The 13,320-nt window shown below is 63.7% G+C and carries 14 protein-coding genes and 1 riboswitch; of the genes, 8 read left to right on the forward strand and 6 right to left on the reverse strand.

All coding sequences use genetic code 11. The features are described 5' to 3' along the window. The first annotated feature begins 43 nt into the window (after nucleotides 1-43). Nucleotides 44-1,705 (forward strand): sialidase family protein, encoded by a 1,662-nt coding sequence (locus tag LDN70_RS17870; protein WP_223940984.1) that lies wholly within the window; start codon nucleotides 44-46, stop codon nucleotides 1,703-1,705. A 13-nt stretch (nucleotides 1,706-1,718) separates the two neighbouring features. On the opposite strand, the gene LDN70_RS17875 is transcribed toward LDN70_RS17870, so the two are convergent. From LDN70_RS17875 to LDN70_RS17885, 3 genes are all read right to left on the reverse strand, one after another. Further along, complete coding sequence (locus tag LDN70_RS17875; protein WP_062068115.1) at nucleotides 1,719-2,120, reverse strand: YccF domain-containing protein; 402 nt, start codon at nucleotides 2,118-2,120, stop codon at nucleotides 1,719-1,721. Between the two features lie 119 nt (nucleotides 2,121-2,239). Beyond that, complete coding sequence (locus tag LDN70_RS17880; RefSeq protein WP_223940985.1) at nucleotides 2,240-2,692, reverse strand: SRPBCC family protein; 453 nt, start codon at nucleotides 2,690-2,692, stop codon at nucleotides 2,240-2,242. 260 nt (nucleotides 2,693-2,952) lie between these two features. After that, nucleotides 2,953-3,549, reverse strand: coding sequence for a phosphoribosylanthranilate isomerase (locus LDN70_RS17885; RefSeq protein ID WP_223942682.1), 597 nt, complete (start codon nucleotides 3,547-3,549; stop codon nucleotides 2,953-2,955). 97 nt (nucleotides 3,550-3,646) lie between these two features. On the opposite strand from LDN70_RS17885, the gene LDN70_RS17890 reads away from it, so the two are divergent. The 5 genes from LDN70_RS17890 to LDN70_RS17910 all read left to right on the forward strand — a co-directional run bounded on the left by LDN70_RS17890 (nucleotide 3,647) and on the right by LDN70_RS17910 (nucleotide 7,047). Further along, the gene (locus LDN70_RS17890; protein WP_223940986.1) at nucleotides 3,647-4,294 is read left to right on the forward strand and encodes a HutD/Ves family protein; all 648 of its coding nucleotides are present in this window, start codon (nucleotides 3,647-3,649) and stop codon (nucleotides 4,292-4,294) included. Between the two features lie 57 nt (nucleotides 4,295-4,351). Further along, nucleotides 4,352-4,417: riboswitch (guanidine-III (ykkC-III) riboswitch) on the forward strand. A 10-nt stretch (nucleotides 4,418-4,427) separates the two neighbouring features. Beyond that, nucleotides 4,428-4,742 carry a DMT family transporter gene (locus tag LDN70_RS17895; protein ID WP_024818198.1) on the forward strand — a complete coding sequence of 105 codons (315 nt, stop codon included), beginning with the start codon at nucleotides 4,428-4,430 and terminating at the stop codon, nucleotides 4,740-4,742. A gap of 2 nt (nucleotides 4,743-4,744) precedes the next feature. Then, nucleotides 4,745-5,128: a DMT family transporter gene (locus LDN70_RS17900; RefSeq protein ID WP_223940987.1), complete on the forward strand. Its 384-nt coding sequence runs from the start codon at nucleotides 4,745-4,747 to the stop codon at nucleotides 5,126-5,128. A 259-nt stretch (nucleotides 5,129-5,387) separates the two neighbouring features. Further along, on the forward strand, nucleotides 5,388-6,392 hold the full coding sequence (locus LDN70_RS17905) for an aldo/keto reductase (RefSeq protein ID WP_166842272.1): 1,005 nt from the start codon (nucleotides 5,388-5,390) through the stop codon (nucleotides 6,390-6,392). Between the two features lie 4 nt (nucleotides 6,393-6,396). After that, entirely contained in the window at nucleotides 6,397-7,047 is a 651-nt protein-coding gene (locus LDN70_RS17910; protein ID WP_223940988.1) for an MBL fold metallo-hydrolase, read from the forward strand. A gap of 142 nt (nucleotides 7,048-7,189) precedes the next feature. On the opposite strand, the gene LDN70_RS17915 is transcribed toward LDN70_RS17910, so the two are convergent. Further along, complete coding sequence (locus tag LDN70_RS17915) at nucleotides 7,190-8,911, reverse strand: DEAD/DEAH box helicase (protein WP_223940989.1); 1,722 nt, start codon at nucleotides 8,909-8,911, stop codon at nucleotides 7,190-7,192. Between the two features lie 570 nt (nucleotides 8,912-9,481). Further along, on the reverse strand, nucleotides 9,482-10,873 hold the full coding sequence (locus LDN70_RS17920) for an MFS transporter (RefSeq protein ID WP_223940990.1): 1,392 nt from the start codon (nucleotides 10,871-10,873) through the stop codon (nucleotides 9,482-9,484). A gap of 66 nt (nucleotides 10,874-10,939) precedes the next feature. On the opposite strand from LDN70_RS17920, the gene soxR reads away from it, so the two are divergent. Continuing rightward, a complete protein-coding gene (gene soxR, locus LDN70_RS17925; RefSeq protein ID WP_142937869.1) occupies nucleotides 10,940-11,395 on the forward strand; it encodes a redox-sensitive transcriptional activator SoxR in 456 nt (151 codons plus the stop codon). Nucleotides 11,396-11,440: 45 nt separating this feature from the next. Then, nucleotides 11,441-12,175 (forward strand): SAM-dependent methyltransferase, encoded by a 735-nt coding sequence (locus tag LDN70_RS17930; RefSeq protein ID WP_502773749.1) that lies wholly within the window; start codon nucleotides 11,441-11,443, stop codon nucleotides 12,173-12,175. A 12-nt stretch (nucleotides 12,176-12,187) separates the two neighbouring features. On the opposite strand, the gene LDN70_RS17935 is transcribed toward LDN70_RS17930, so the two are convergent. Beyond that, nucleotides 12,188-13,219: an Lrp/AsnC family transcriptional regulator gene (locus LDN70_RS17935; RefSeq protein WP_223940992.1), complete on the reverse strand. Its 1,032-nt coding sequence runs from the start codon at nucleotides 13,217-13,219 to the stop codon at nucleotides 12,188-12,190. Between the last annotated feature and the right edge of the window lie 101 nt (nucleotides 13,220-13,320).

Genomic DNA, 13,320 nt, shown 5'->3' on the forward strand with positions numbered 1-13,320 from the left:
CAACGTTTCTGGTGGTCTTTGCAGCCGGGGCTACCATGGAGGTGTGACCTCCTACCTCCTGGATTCCCCCAAACTCCCGCTGGCTGTACCCGACGTCGAGCACGTCCTGGCCGTCCGCGGCGTGGGCGGCTACCGCCAGTACCGCATCCCGGCCCTCGCCATCAGTACTCGGGGAACTGTGCTGGCTGCCTACGACGGCCGACCCAACTTGGACGACCTCCCCAATCCCATAGATCTTCTCCTGCGTCGCAGCTACGACAACGGAGTTACCTGGGAGCCTCAGCAGCTTGTGCGCACGGGCTCGGGGCTCCACGGCTTCGGCGATCCAAGCTTGCTGGTTGACACGGAAACCGGGCGGATTTTCATGTTCCACGCCGCAGGCACGCATGCGGGCTTCTTCGAAGCCGTCACCGGCTTGGAGCCCGAGGACGAGGTGCAGCATGCGGACGTCAGCTTCTCAGACGACGACGGCGACACCTGGCAACACCGCCGGCTCACCGGACAGCTCAAGCACGGTGCCGTCACTGGACTGTTCGCCGCGGCTGGTCAGGGAATCCAGATACACACCGGCCCTTTTGCAGGCCGGCTGGTGCAACAGTATGTGCTGTTGGCAGACGGAGCCATCATGGCTGCGTCCGCATACAGCGACGACCACGGCGGGACCTGGTCCCTCGGAGACATGATCGGAACCGGTCCCGGCGGCATTGGGCCCAACGAAAACAAGGTTGTGTGCTTGGACGATGGCCGGCTGCTCCTGCATTCGCGGGCAACGCCGTGCAGGTTGTCTGCTGTGTCCGAGGACGGCGGTCAAACATGGAGCCCGCTGCAGGCCATCCCGGAACTACCCGACCCCAGTGACAACGGCTCCGTGGCGCGCTTCGACGGCCTTCCCAGCGTTGATCCCTACGCGACACCTGCGACCTCCAAGTGGCTGATCGCCAGCAACAATCAGGACCCTCATCTTCGTCGGAACACGGTCCTGAGCCTCTCCCCCGACAACGGCGCCACCTGGCCGGCCAAGCTGTTGCTGTGCGAGGACAGTTCCGCTTACTCGACGGTTACGCGGCTGCCAAATGGAAACATCGGGGTGCTGTACGAGCGGCACGGCTACCGCGAGATCGTGTTCGCGTCGATCCCTGCCCGGCAACTGACGGGGCAGCTTCACCGAGCTGCAGCGGTTCAGGACTCTTCGGACACTGCGGGGCTCGTCTTCGACATGGAGCTGCGGTCCATCACTCCGGGCAGGCCCGCGGAATGGCAAAACGCGGGTGACTACCACGTGATTCCGGCCAACAGCGACGGCGAATGGGATGTGCAGACCTGGAAGGAAATCGGCCAAGGCTACGCCGGTAACCAGGTCCTTGGCACCCGCGAAGCCCAAGACCTCAACTACGGCCCCATCATCGCTGGCTACAAGGCCGGGGACATCTTGGCTTTCACCGGACGCATCAGCAACCGCGGCACCGAGCCGGCTGCCGGCGTCGTGCTTCTCGGACCGCACAACAACCCCGACAATTTCCCGCCAACGGACCTGCAACCCGGCGAACACGCGCTGTACTTCACCCCGACGTACACCATCACGGAGACCGATCTGGCCCGGAAAACGCTGGACCTCACTTTCACGGCAGAGACCGACGCCGGAAGGGTGCGTTCGGAGCGCACCTTCCGGTTCGACCTACTCACCGGCGCAGTGGTTGCGTCTTAGCGGTAAGTGCTGCTTAGCGGTAAGTGCTGACGAACGGCTGGCTGGTGGGCACAATCTGCTTACCGAGGGGCATCAGCGATACCGGGATCAGTTTCAGGTTGGCGATGGCTAGCGGGATTCCGATGATGGTGATGGCCATGGCAACTGCCGTGACCACGTGACCGATCGCAATCCAGATACCTGCAACCAGAAGCCAAATCACGTTGCCCAAGAGCGCAAACACCCCGGAACCGCCCGGCTTCTCAACCACCATTTGGCCGAAGGGCCACAGGCAGTAAGCACCGATCCGGAACGAAGCGATGCCCCACGGGATAGTGACGATGAGCACGCAGCAAATGATGCCTGCCGCGAAGTAACCCAAGGCCAGCCAGAACCCACCGAAGACAAGCCAGATGATGTTAAGGAGCGTTTTCATAGTCTTCATTCTCCCCTGCAGGCCCGACAAAAAGCCTAGGGGTCTGCCCTGAATCTTCCCTGACTTCCAGCGGCGCCCAGTGGTGCGCGTACTCCTGTGTCACGCCACAGGGCATCGACTCAGCCGGCCAGGACGCCGTCCAACTTGTCGAACGAGGTACCCCAGCCGTCGCGGGTCATCTCTACCCACTCCTCGGACGCAAACGGCCCCTGAGTGAGATTCATCCGGGTGCGTCCGTTGAGGTCCTCGAATTCGAGGTGCATTTCCTCGTACTCGTGATCAGCGTCGGGAGCAGCTTTGGCCTGCGCCACCAAGAGAGCCGGACTGTTGAGCTCGGTGATGGTGGCCTCGATGGGCGCCGATTGCTCGCCGTCCTCATCCGACCACACCATGACTACCTGCCAAACGCCGCCAACCCGGGGCTCAACGATGATCTGATCGCGGGGAGCCTCCACTTCCACGGGCCCGAACCACTGGGTGAGTTTGTCCGGCTCCATCCAGGCTTCAAAAACCTTCTCGCGCGGAGCATCGAATTCGCGGCTCATGGTCAAGGTGTGGTGTTCGGTGCTCATTGCGTGACTCCTGGCTTCCGTGGGTTCGAAGTTTCGAGGTTAATCGTGCTCTTGGAAGTGAGTCTAGGGGGTGCCCGCGACAGGCAGACCCTCTCTCACTAAATCGCGGGTTTCCACCGATCCTCTCTCACTAAATCGCGGGTTTCCACCGATCCTTCTCACATCACCACCAGGAAGAACGGGAACTGCGAGAGCGTCAGCGAAAAGCCAACGGGAAGTGCGAGAACGTCCGCGAAAAGCCAACGAGAAGTGAGAGAGCGTCAGGCCTTGGCTGCTTCGACGAAAGCGCGGATCTTGGCCAGGTCCTTCACACCGCGGGATTCCTCGACGCCGGAAGACACGTCCACTCCCCATGCGCCGGCTGCTGCGGCGGCGAAAGCTACGTTTCCGGATTCGAGACCGCCGGCAAGGAGCCACTCGCGCCCATCGAGCTCTTTTGCGCGCACGGAGGCGTAGTCCCACGACTCCCCTGAGCCGGGAACAGCGGCATCGATCAAGAAAATGTCCTCGCCCAGATCAGCGAACTCATCCTGCGAGGCACTCATGGTGACGGCCCGGATGAGGCGCATCCCGGCGTCGTGCACCGTTGTAACGTCGTCGGCTGTCCGGTGACCGTGCAGTTGCACCCAGTCGAGGCCGGCGGCGCGTGCCGTCGCCACCGCATCAGCGGCGTCCTCGTGCCGGAAAACACCCACAGCATGAACACCTTCCGGCACCAGCGGCAGCAAAATGCGCACCTGATCCGAGCTGACTTCGCGGGGGCTGCCCGTGAGAACGAAACCAACCGCGTCCGCACCGGAGTCCACCGCTTCACGCACGGATTCGGGCGTGCTCAAACCGCACACTTTGACGAACATTCCCGTGCCTCCAGCCGTCATCAGAACGTTTTCCACATATGACGTTATCAAGCCGCATTGCCAACGCAGAAGCGGCGTCCACCACTAGGCTGGTCGAATGGAGATTATCCGCTTTGCCGACGTCCGTCCCGAACCTTGGCGCAACGGGGGCGGGGTGACGCGCGAACTCGCCAGCCATCCGAAGGCCGCCTCCGCACAGGATGGCACCTGGGATTGGCGCGTCAGCATCGCGGACGTTTCCAAGGCTGGGGAATTTTCTGTGTTTCCGGGCATGGAGCGGGTCATCACCATCATCGACGGCGAACTACTGCTCCTCACGGTGGACGGCTCGGAGCATCCGTTGGAGAAGTACCGTCCGTACCGTTTCTCGGGCGAGGCTGCATCCTCGGCCACCCTTCCGACCGGCGACATCCGGGATTTGAACGTCATCGCACGCGAAGGTGCTTTCAAGGGCTACACCTCCATTGTGGAGATCTCCAAGAAACGCGCGCACCCGGTCTTCGAGGGCCAGCTGGCCGTCCTGCTTGAAGGTAAGGCCACGGTGGCGCCCGGCGCGGCTGTGGAGGAACACATCGCTGTGGAGGGAAAGTCCGACGACGACGGCGGGGCACCCAGCGTCAGTGAACCAGTCGAGCTCTCCCGATACGACGCCGTGGTTGGCTCGGATACCCGCAGCCCTGAAATCTCAGGCCGGGGTTTCGTGGCAGTCATCTCGATCGATCATGAGGACCCGTCGCACGCCTGAGCTGGTGACGTTAACCACCAGAGGTGGCCACCCCGCAGGGGAATTGCTAGCCTGAAATGAAGGTTCCCCTCTGGAACCTCCGGACGACGGTTCAGTACCCGGCATGCGACAAGACTGGCCAAAGGAAAATGTCATGTCGTGGTTAATTCTCATTCTTTCCGGGGCACTCGAAGCCGTCTGGGCAGCAGCTCTCCATCGCTCCAAGGGCTTCCGTAAACCCGTCCCCACAGTTGTCTTCCTCGTATCTGTCGTGGCCAGCATGGCCGGACTCGCTATTGCGATGCAATCCATTCCCACCGGCACGGCCTACGCAGTGTGGGTTGGTGTCGGCGTGGTACTGACAGCCACGTACGCCATGGTTACCAAAGTTGAACGTGCGACGACGGCCCGGCTGCTTTTGCTTGCGGGCATCGGCGCATGTGTCATTGGCCTGAAGGTGGTGGCATAGCCATGACTAAGAACACTGGAAACATCAAGAGCACCGGCAACGGCCTCTACTGGATCATCCTCCTGGCTTCAGCGCTGCTGGAAGCCGTATGGGCAACGGCTCTGGGCTTGTCCAACGGATTTACGCAGCTCATGCCCACTGTGGTTTTTACCATCACCGCCGTGCTGAGCATGCTCGGCCTGGGTATCGCCGTGAAACGAATCCCCCTCGGCACTGCCTACGCGGTGTGGGTTGGTATCGGAGCTGCCTTGACCGTCGGTTGGGCCATGATCACAGGTGTGGAAACCGCGAGTCCGTTGAAGCTCCTGTTCATCGCGGGAATCGTGGGCTGTGCTGCCGGGCTGAAGGCCTTGCCCGCGGAGAAGCCTGTAGCCAAGGCCGAGTAGCAAGCACTCCCCCGCGTTCCTTCCCCCGCATGCCCCCGCTGCCGCATGCCTTCTGCCGCATGCCCTCTCTAGCCCGGGCCCTCCATTTCGATGGTTCCCTGCGAAATGTGCCGTGCGCCCGGCACTTCTAGCAGGGAACCCCCGAAATGGCCGGCAAGGAGGTGCGCAGGGTCGGACCCCAGCAGGAATACCCGCGCCCGTAGCCGGGTTCACGCCATCAAAGGGCACTCTGGAACACCTACGCGTATTGGAGAAGTTCATGACGGCAGTTCAACTCGGCGATGGCCTCACTGCAAGCCAACTCGGCTTCGGCGGAATGGCCCTGACCCCGGTGTACGGCGGAATCGAGCCTGATGAAGGGCTCAAAACGCTGCGGCACGCGGTGGACGCCGGCATTACGTTCATCGACACCGCAGATGTTTACGGCGCGGGCAGCAACGAGGAACTCGTAGGCAGGCTCTTGAAGGAGCGCCGCGACGAGATCCAGGTGGCCACAAAGTTTGGAATTGAGGGCAACCCCGCGGACGGGTACACGGGAGTCCGCGGGGATGCGCCTTACATCAGGCAGGCGGCGGAAGCGAGCCTCCGCCGTCTGGGCACTGACGTGATTGACCTCTACTACATGCACCGCCGTGACCTCCGCGTTCCGATAGTGGAAACCGTGGAGGCCATGGCGGAGCTGGTCCGTGAGGGCAAGGTCCGGCACCTCGGTTTGTCTGAAGTGACAGCCGAGGAGCTCAGGCAGGCCAACGCCGTCCATCCCATTGCCGCGGTCCAGAGTGAATGGTCAATCTGGAGCAGGGATGTTGAGCTCAACGTTGTTCCTGCAGCCAAGGAACTTGGCGTTGGGTTCGTGCCTTATTCGCCGCTTGGCCGCGGTTTCCTTACGGGAACCGTTAGCGCGAGCGACCTTGGGGAGAATGACTTCCGCCATAAGATCCCCCGTTTTGGTGATGAGGCACTTGATGCGAACCAGGCCGTCGTGGCCGCGGTTCGCGAGGTAGCCAGCGGGCTGGATGCAACTCCGGCCCAGGTAGCCCTGGCTTGGCTGTTCACCCAAGGTCAGCGCCTCGGGATTTCGGTGGTTCCCATCCCCGGCACGCGCAAGACGCACCGGATCGACGAGAACCTGGGGGCACTGTCCCTGCAACTGGGGACAGCACATCTTGAGGTACTCGACCAAGCAGCGGCCGCCGTCGTGGGTTCACGATCCGCCGACCCCAACTGGGTGTCACAGGGCCGCGAAGCCAAGAACGTAGGCTGAACGAATGGATTCACTTATTCACTCACTGCGTGACGTCACTATCCGCCGCATTTCTGTCAGCGAGATGAACAACAACGTGTATCTGTTGACTTCCAAGTCCACGGGTACGCAGGTGCTGATCGATGCCGCCGACGACCTCCCTGCCATTCAGCAGCTTCTGATGGACAGTGCCGCTGACACGGCCGCGCAGCCCAAACTGGCCAGGATTGCCACCACCCACCAGCACTGGGACCACGTCCGTGCGCTGCCTGAGTTGGTCGCCGTCACCAGCGCAAGCACCTCAGCTGGAGCAGACGACGCCGATGCGTTGCCGGTTCCGGTGGATGTCCGCCTTGGTCACGGCGACGTTGAGCGGTTTGACGATGTTGAGCTCACGGCGGTCCACCTGCGTGGACACACCCCGGGCTCGATCGCTTTCGTGTACCAGGATCCGGACGGGCCGGCCCACATTTTCAGTGGCGACTCGTTGTTTCCGGGTGGCGTCGGCAACACACAGAACGATTCCGCACGCTTCACTTCTCTGTTGAACGACGTGCAGGAGCGACTGTTCGACGCTTATCCGGACGAAACCCTGGTTCATCCGGGCCATGGATTGCCCACGACACTGGGTGCCGAGCGGCCACACCTTGAGGAGTGGCGCGCCCGAGGCTGGTAACTTGTGGGGCCTGCTCTGCGTCCTAAACCCAAGGAATAGCGCGCAGAGCGGGCCTCACAACGCGGCGGCCTTAACTTGTGGGGCCTGCTCTGCGTCCTAAACCCAAGGAATAGAGCGCAGAGCGGGCCTCACAACGCGAGACTTAGCGGCCGCGACGCTCGTTGGACGCGGGAGCCGATGCACGACGCGGGCCGCTGCGTGCCGGACGACCTGCGCCCGAGCCACCGCGACCGGAGTTGCCGGAAGCACCTGAACCGTAGGATCCGCCGGACGTAGCGCCCGTTGCGGAAGACCAAACGGCCTTGTTTCCGCCGGTACGGGTGCTCGTGGTGGATGCCGTGCGCGGAGCCGAAGCTGAGCGCTGTCCGGTAGCCGGACGTCCGCTGCGGCCGTTCTGGCCCTGCGAGCCGGGAACGTCATTGCGGTGAGTAGCGCCGGCCTTGCCGCGACCGCGGGGGCTGCGTGCGACGTCGTCGTTCATTGCTGCGCGACGATCTGCACGGTTGGTGTCCGTACGAACCGGCTCAGCCCCAACCTTGCCGCGACCGTTGCGACCGCCGCGGCCACCAGCGGTGGGAGCCGCCTGCGTGGAGCGGCGTGCGCGCTTGCGCTGGGCGTTGGCGCCGGTGGAGGTGCCCCCACCCTGCTGGGTTTTCGCAGCAAGGAGGGCCGCACGGGTGCGGGGATCAACCTTGTCAGCGATGTCGCCCACGAGCTTGGAAACCAGCGGTGAGTTCGCCGTGACGCGCTCGAAGCTAACGTCAACGCCGGCAGCCTTCATGAGCTTCTTGACGTCGCTCTGCTGCTCGGGGAGCGTCAGAGTGACCACAGTGCCATCGGAACCGGCGCGGGCCGTACGGCCGGAGCGGTGCAGGTAAGCCTTGTGCTCTGTGGGCGGGTCCACGTGGATGACGAGTTCGACGTCGTCAACGTGCACGCCGCGGGCTGCGACGTCGGTGGCCACCAGGACGCGGACGTCACCGTTGGAGAACTCGGCAAGGTTACGGTCGCGGGCGTTCTGCGACAGGTTGCCGTGAAGGTCGACGGCGGGGATGCCGGCATCCGTGAGGGTCTTTGCGAGCTTGCGGGCGTGGTGCTTGGTCCGCATGAAGAGGACGCGGCGGCCGGCGCCGGAGGCCAGTTCAACAATGAGCTGCTTCTTGACGGTCTGATCGTTGACCACCAGGACGTGGTGTTCCATGGTGGTGACAGCGGCCTGGGGATCGTCCACGGAGTGCGTCAGCGGGTTGGAGAGGTAACGGTTGACCAGCTTGTCAACACCGTTGTCCAACGTCGCGGAGAAGAGCAGGCGCTGACCCTGGGTGGGGGTCATGTCCATGAGCTTCTTGACTACCGGGAGGAAGCCGAGGTCAGCCATGTGGTCTGCCTCGTCCAGCACGGTGACCTCAACAGCTTCGAGGGTCAGGATGCGCTGGCGGATCAGGTCTTCGAGGCGGCCCGGGCAGGCGATGACGATGTCGACGCCGGCGCGCAGCGCCTTTTCCTGGCGTGCCTGGGAGATGCCGCCGTAGATGACCGTGGTGTTCAGGCCCATGGCCTTGGCCAGCGGCTCAATGGTGGCGTTGATCTGGGTTGCCAGTTCGCGGGTCGGTGCAAGGACGAGGCCCATGGGGCGGCCGGGCTTGCGGAAGTGCTTTGCTTCGCGCTCGGCCAAGCGGGCCACGAGCGGGATGGCGAAGGCAATGGTCTTACCGGAACCGGTGCGGCCACGGCCCAGGACGTCGCGGCCTGCGAGCGTATCCGGGAGGGTCTTGACCTGGATGGGGAATGCCTCTTCGATGCCATCTGCGGCGAGGGATTCAGCAATGGGCTTGGGCGTGCCAAGGGCAGCAAAAGTAGTCATAAACTTCATGTCTTTCGGGCGGTGTCCAGGTGCGGACATCGGCCCCCGACGCCGGTTGGGCCAGGGGTTCGCCGAGGAAAAGTCAGGTGGTCTACCGATTCGCTTCAACAGCGGTGGCCGGGACCAAATAGAACGCGTTCATCGACGCAGGATGTGCCTCTCACATGAAAAATGCCCCGCCGCGCAGCCTTTCAGGCCACCTGCTTCAGGGCGTCACCGCACATCAAGTGTTCCTAGCTTAGCAGTGATTCCACGGCGGGCCCGCATCGGGGCTGTTCAGGCTCGCGTTGCGGGGCCCGCTTTGCACCCTTCCGGGCTCGCATAGTGCGCAGAGTAGGCCTCACAACACATACCCTCCCGTTGCGAGGCCCGCTTTGCACCCTTCACGGCTCGCATAGTGCGCAGAGCAGGCCTCACAACACACGCCCCCCGCGTTGCGAGGCCCGCTTTGCATGGCTCACGGCCCCCAAACCATGCAGAGCAGGCCTCACAACACACGCCCTCCCGTTGCGGGGCCCGCTTTACGCCCCTCCAGGCCGCCAATGCACGCAGAGCGGGCCTCACAACGGGTCAGGAGTGGCGAGTGAGCTCCGGTTCGGCGTCACGAGGCACGGGTGCTGCGGAGCGGGCGGCAACCCTGGGTGCGATGACTACCCCGACGACGGCGATCACGGCCGTCAGCGCGAAAACAGCAGCGAACGGGCTGGCAGTAAGGGCTGCGAACACGAGCCCGGTTGCAGCCAGTGACAGTGCGCCACCGAGCGAATCGGAGATGGACATGGCTGCGCTGTTGAAGCCCTGGTTTTCCTCTGTGGACAGTGCCAACGTCATCACCGAGAGCCGCGGGTACATCAGCCCCATGCCGCCACCGGCCAGGATCCACCCGGCAATGGCCACAGCCGCGGGCAGGGCAAACGCCGCAGTCACCAGTGTCGAAATGATGGCTATCAGTACCAAGAGAGCTCCGATCTTGGCGGCGAGGGCATCCGCCAGCCGGGCACCGAGCCGCCCCTGAATGGCCGACGCCCCGGCCCATACCAACGCGGCACCAGTCAGCGTCAGCCCGGCGAAGGTGGGGGTGAACGCGTAGCGCTCAGTCAGCAAATACGGCAAATACACCTCGGCCCCGAAGAACGCCGCCGATGCCAAACCGCGCACCAGGATCACACTGGGCAGGCCGCGCCGGGCAGTGAGGGTCCCCCGCGGAACCAACGGGCGGACAGCCACCAGAGCAAGGACAAGAGCGACGACGGCAATCGCCCCACCCACGCCCGGAACCTCTGCGGACAGGTTCAGTCCGAGGACGGCGGCGGCTGCGAGCGCCGCCCACCCCATCCGGCCGAAGGCCCAGGGGACAGGCTCCTCGGGAGGCCGCGTATCCATCCCGCGCACGGCCGGCACCACCATCAGCAATGCCGGGACAACCAGCCCCACAACCCCGAGGAACACCCAGTGCCAACTGCTGAGCTGGGCCACCACACCCGCGGCAAAGGGACCAATCAGGGACGGTACCACCCAGGAGGCGGCGAAGGCGGCAAAGATTTTAGGGTGCAGTACAGGCGGGTATACGCGGGCCACCAGGACGTAGAGGGCCACGGTCATTGCGCCGCCACCAAGCCCCTGGACCAAGCGTCCGAGCACCAGCATTTCCATGGTTCCGGCCATTCCGGCGATCAACAGGCCAGCCACGAACAATGCTACGGAGGTGTACAGCGGCGCCGCCGGACCACGACGATCCGACCAGTTACCCGCGGCCACCATGCCCATCACGCCCGTAGCAAGCGGGCCTGCGAAGGCCAGCGCGTACAGGCTGGCTCCGTCCAGGTCGCGGCTGACGAGCGGCATGATGGTGGTCACCGCGAGGGACTCGAACGCGCTCAGGAACACGAGTGCGCACGCCCCCACGGTGGCCAGCAGGTATGGGCGGCGCAGTATCCCGGCCGTTGAGGTGTCAGAGGTCATGGACGCCAGCCTAGAACCTCAACTAATGTTGAGGTCAATCCACCGCCCCGCCAAGAAAGCGAAACCATGCAACAAGCCACAACGCACCGGCCCCTCACTATCGGTGAGTTGTCCGAGCGAAGTGGAGTGTCGGCGTCGGCCCTTCATTTTTACGAGCGGAACGGGCTCATCGAAGCAGACCGGACGGCCGGCAACCAACGGCGCTACCGCCGCGAAACGCTGCGGCGGGTCGCGTTCATCAAGACCTCCCAACGGGTGGGCCTGCCCCTGAAGGACATCCGCGAGGCGCTGGATTCCCTGCCTGACGGCCGGACACCCACCAAACGCGACTGGGCCAGGCTCTCCCAGCGGTGGCGCGAGGAACTGGACCAGCGCATCGCAGCCCTCCAGCACCTTCGCAATGACCTGGACGGGTGCATCGGCTGCGGCTGCTTGAGCCTGAAGTCGTGCACGCTGCAGAATCCGTCGGACGAGCTCGGAGCCTCCGGTGCGGGCGCGCAGCGTTGGACTTTGCCGGAATAGCAACAGGCATTGCCTTTGAGCGCAGCGTCGCGGCACGCTTGGGTTATGACTGAACAAACGCACGACGCCGGCACTCACCACCACGGTCAGCACACCCATGAAGGGGCGCAGCACACCCATGATGGCTCTCAGCAGAGCGGCCTGAACCTCCACGAGGACGCTGACAATGCCGTGGACATGTGGGACGGCATGTACCGGGAGCGCGCCAAGATTTGGAGCGGGAACCCCAACCCGCAGCTGGTTGCCGAGGTCACTGGACTGAAGCCGGGGAAGGCGCTGGATCTGGGCTCCGGGGAAGGCGGCGACGCTATCTGGTTGGCACAGCAGGGCTGGACTGTCACCGCGTTGGACGTGTCCGCCGTCGCGCTTGAACGGGCAGCAGCCCATGCAGCGGAGACCGATCACGCGGACCGGATCACGTGGCAGCAGCAGGACCTCACCGAGTGGGAGCCGGAGCCGGTGTTTGATTTGGTCTCGGCACAGTTCCTCCACTCCCCGCTGTTGCCGTGGCGGGACTCGGCGTCAAAAGCGGCGGCCGCCGTCGCACCCGGTGGCACCTTGTTGATCGTGGGGCACCACCCCCACGGACTCCCCCCGTGGAGCCACCACCACGAGTCCGGCATGTTCTTCACACCGGAGCAATTGGCAGGTGCCCTGAGACTGGATCGCGAGCCGTGGTTTGTTGAGGTCCTCACGGACAGGGCGCGGACTATTGAAGGACCTAACGGTGAGTCCGGCACCACGTTGGACACGGTCCTGAGAGCGAGGAAGCACGCCTAAACACCGGCGCGTCTAAATACCGGACGGCAGCAACTCACCGTAGGGCGGCACCACTGTTCCGGTGGCGGTGGAGTCCGGGTTCAGCATCCAGCCGACGCGCTTGGCCGTGTTCAGCATGACCACACTCTCCACCAGTTCGATCCCCGGGATCCGTTGCTGGATGGTGAGCTCCATTTCCATGACGTCAGCCAGGGATCGCAGCCACATGATCATGGTGAAGTTGGTGCGGCCCGTGGTGGACGCGGAGAAGCGGATGTTCCGGATGGCCCTGAGTTCCGTGGCGGCGGCCTCGTGCTCGCCTGCGGGCACGTTCGCGAACCACTGGACCGTGATGGGGAAGCCGGAGAACTGCTGAGCAATTTCGCAGCGGAAGGACAGCATCCGGCTGCTCAGGACCCTGCCCAGTTGCCGCTGGACGGTGGCGGGGTTTCTGTTCAGGGCACGGGCGATTTCTGCTGCCGTGGCCCGTCCGTCGCGAGCCAGGAACGGGATGAGAGCCAAGTGGGTGTCCGGGAGTGGGGCCACCGTGGCGTCGTACGGGTTTGCTGATTCGGGTCCGGCGAGCGCCTTGAGCGCTTGTTGTTCCGCTTTGCTGAGGACGTTGAGCCGCCACGCGTAGCCGCTGGTATGAATCCGCGTACAGAGAGCTGTGTGGTACTTGGTGAGTCCTCGAATTTCCTTGAGCCTGGGCACTACCTGAGTGCTGAATTGCCCCAGGTCCTGGGTGATCACCGTCAGCATGAGGTCACGGTTGCTGGCAGCTTCTTCCACGGTGATCACCTCGGGAAGCTGAGCGACGGCCGAGGTAACGTCCGGCCTGAGGTGCATTTCGCAGTCGATGTCCACCATGGCCAGGCACATGTCCTTGGGGTCTCCCATGAGGTGTGCGGTGGTCCACGCCGCCCCGGCAGCGCGGAGGCGCTCCCATCGGGACGCCAGCGTGGTGGCGTGGACGCCCAGGACCTGGCCGGCGTCGGACCAGCTGATCCTGGGTGAGATCTGTAGGGCGTTGATGAGTCGAAGATCTTCTTCACTGAGCTCCATGAGCTAATTGTCCCAGATGTCTGCATGAATCCTGCGGCTTGGGTAGAGAATATGCATATTTCCAGATGTTTCACAGCATGTGAATCACATCACCCCAGAAT

The sequence above is a fragment of the Arthrobacter sp. StoSoilB22 genome, assembly GCF_019977315.1.
GTDB lineage: Bacteria > Actinomycetota > Actinomycetes > Actinomycetales > Micrococcaceae > Arthrobacter.

Excerpts from the sequence above, each read along its gene's own strand:
- LDN70_RS17935 (WP_223940992.1), bottom strand. The coding sequence starts at position 13,219 with ATGGAGCTCAGTGAAGAAGATCTTCGACTCATCAACGCCCTACAGATC.
- LDN70_RS17930 (WP_502773749.1), top strand. The coding sequence starts at position 11,441 with ATGACTGAACAAACGCACGACGCCGGCACTCACCACCACGGTCAGCAC.
- LDN70_RS17895 (WP_024818198.1), top strand. The coding sequence starts at position 4,428 with ATGTCGTGGTTAATTCTCATTCTTTCCGGGGCACTCGAAGCCGTCTGG.
- LDN70_RS17900 (WP_223940987.1), top strand. The coding sequence starts at position 4,745 with ATGACTAAGAACACTGGAAACATCAAGAGCACCGGCAACGGCCTCTAC.
- LDN70_RS17880 (WP_223940985.1), bottom strand. The coding sequence starts at position 2,692 with ATGAGCACCGAACACCACACCTTGACCATGAGCCGCGAATTCGATGCT.
- LDN70_RS17890 (WP_223940986.1), top strand. The coding sequence starts at position 3,647 with ATGGAGATTATCCGCTTTGCCGACGTCCGTCCCGAACCTTGGCGCAAC.
- LDN70_RS17915 (WP_223940989.1), bottom strand. The coding sequence starts at position 8,911 with ATGACTACTTTTGCTGCCCTTGGCACGCCCAAGCCCATTGCTGAATCC.
- LDN70_RS17875 (WP_062068115.1), bottom strand. The coding sequence starts at position 2,120 with ATGAAAACGCTCCTTAACATCATCTGGCTTGTCTTCGGTGGGTTCTGG.
- LDN70_RS17910 (WP_223940988.1), top strand. The coding sequence starts at position 6,397 with ATGGATTCACTTATTCACTCACTGCGTGACGTCACTATCCGCCGCATT.
- soxR (WP_142937869.1), top strand. The coding sequence starts at position 10,940 with ATGCAACAAGCCACAACGCACCGGCCCCTCACTATCGGTGAGTTGTCC.
- LDN70_RS17885 (WP_223942682.1), bottom strand. The coding sequence starts at position 3,549 with ATGTTCGTCAAAGTGTGCGGTTTGAGCACGCCCGAATCCGTGCGTGAA.
- LDN70_RS17905 (WP_166842272.1), top strand. The coding sequence starts at position 5,388 with ATGACGGCAGTTCAACTCGGCGATGGCCTCACTGCAAGCCAACTCGGC.
- LDN70_RS17920 (WP_223940990.1), bottom strand. The coding sequence starts at position 10,873 with ATGACCTCTGACACCTCAACGGCCGGGATACTGCGCCGCCCATACCTG.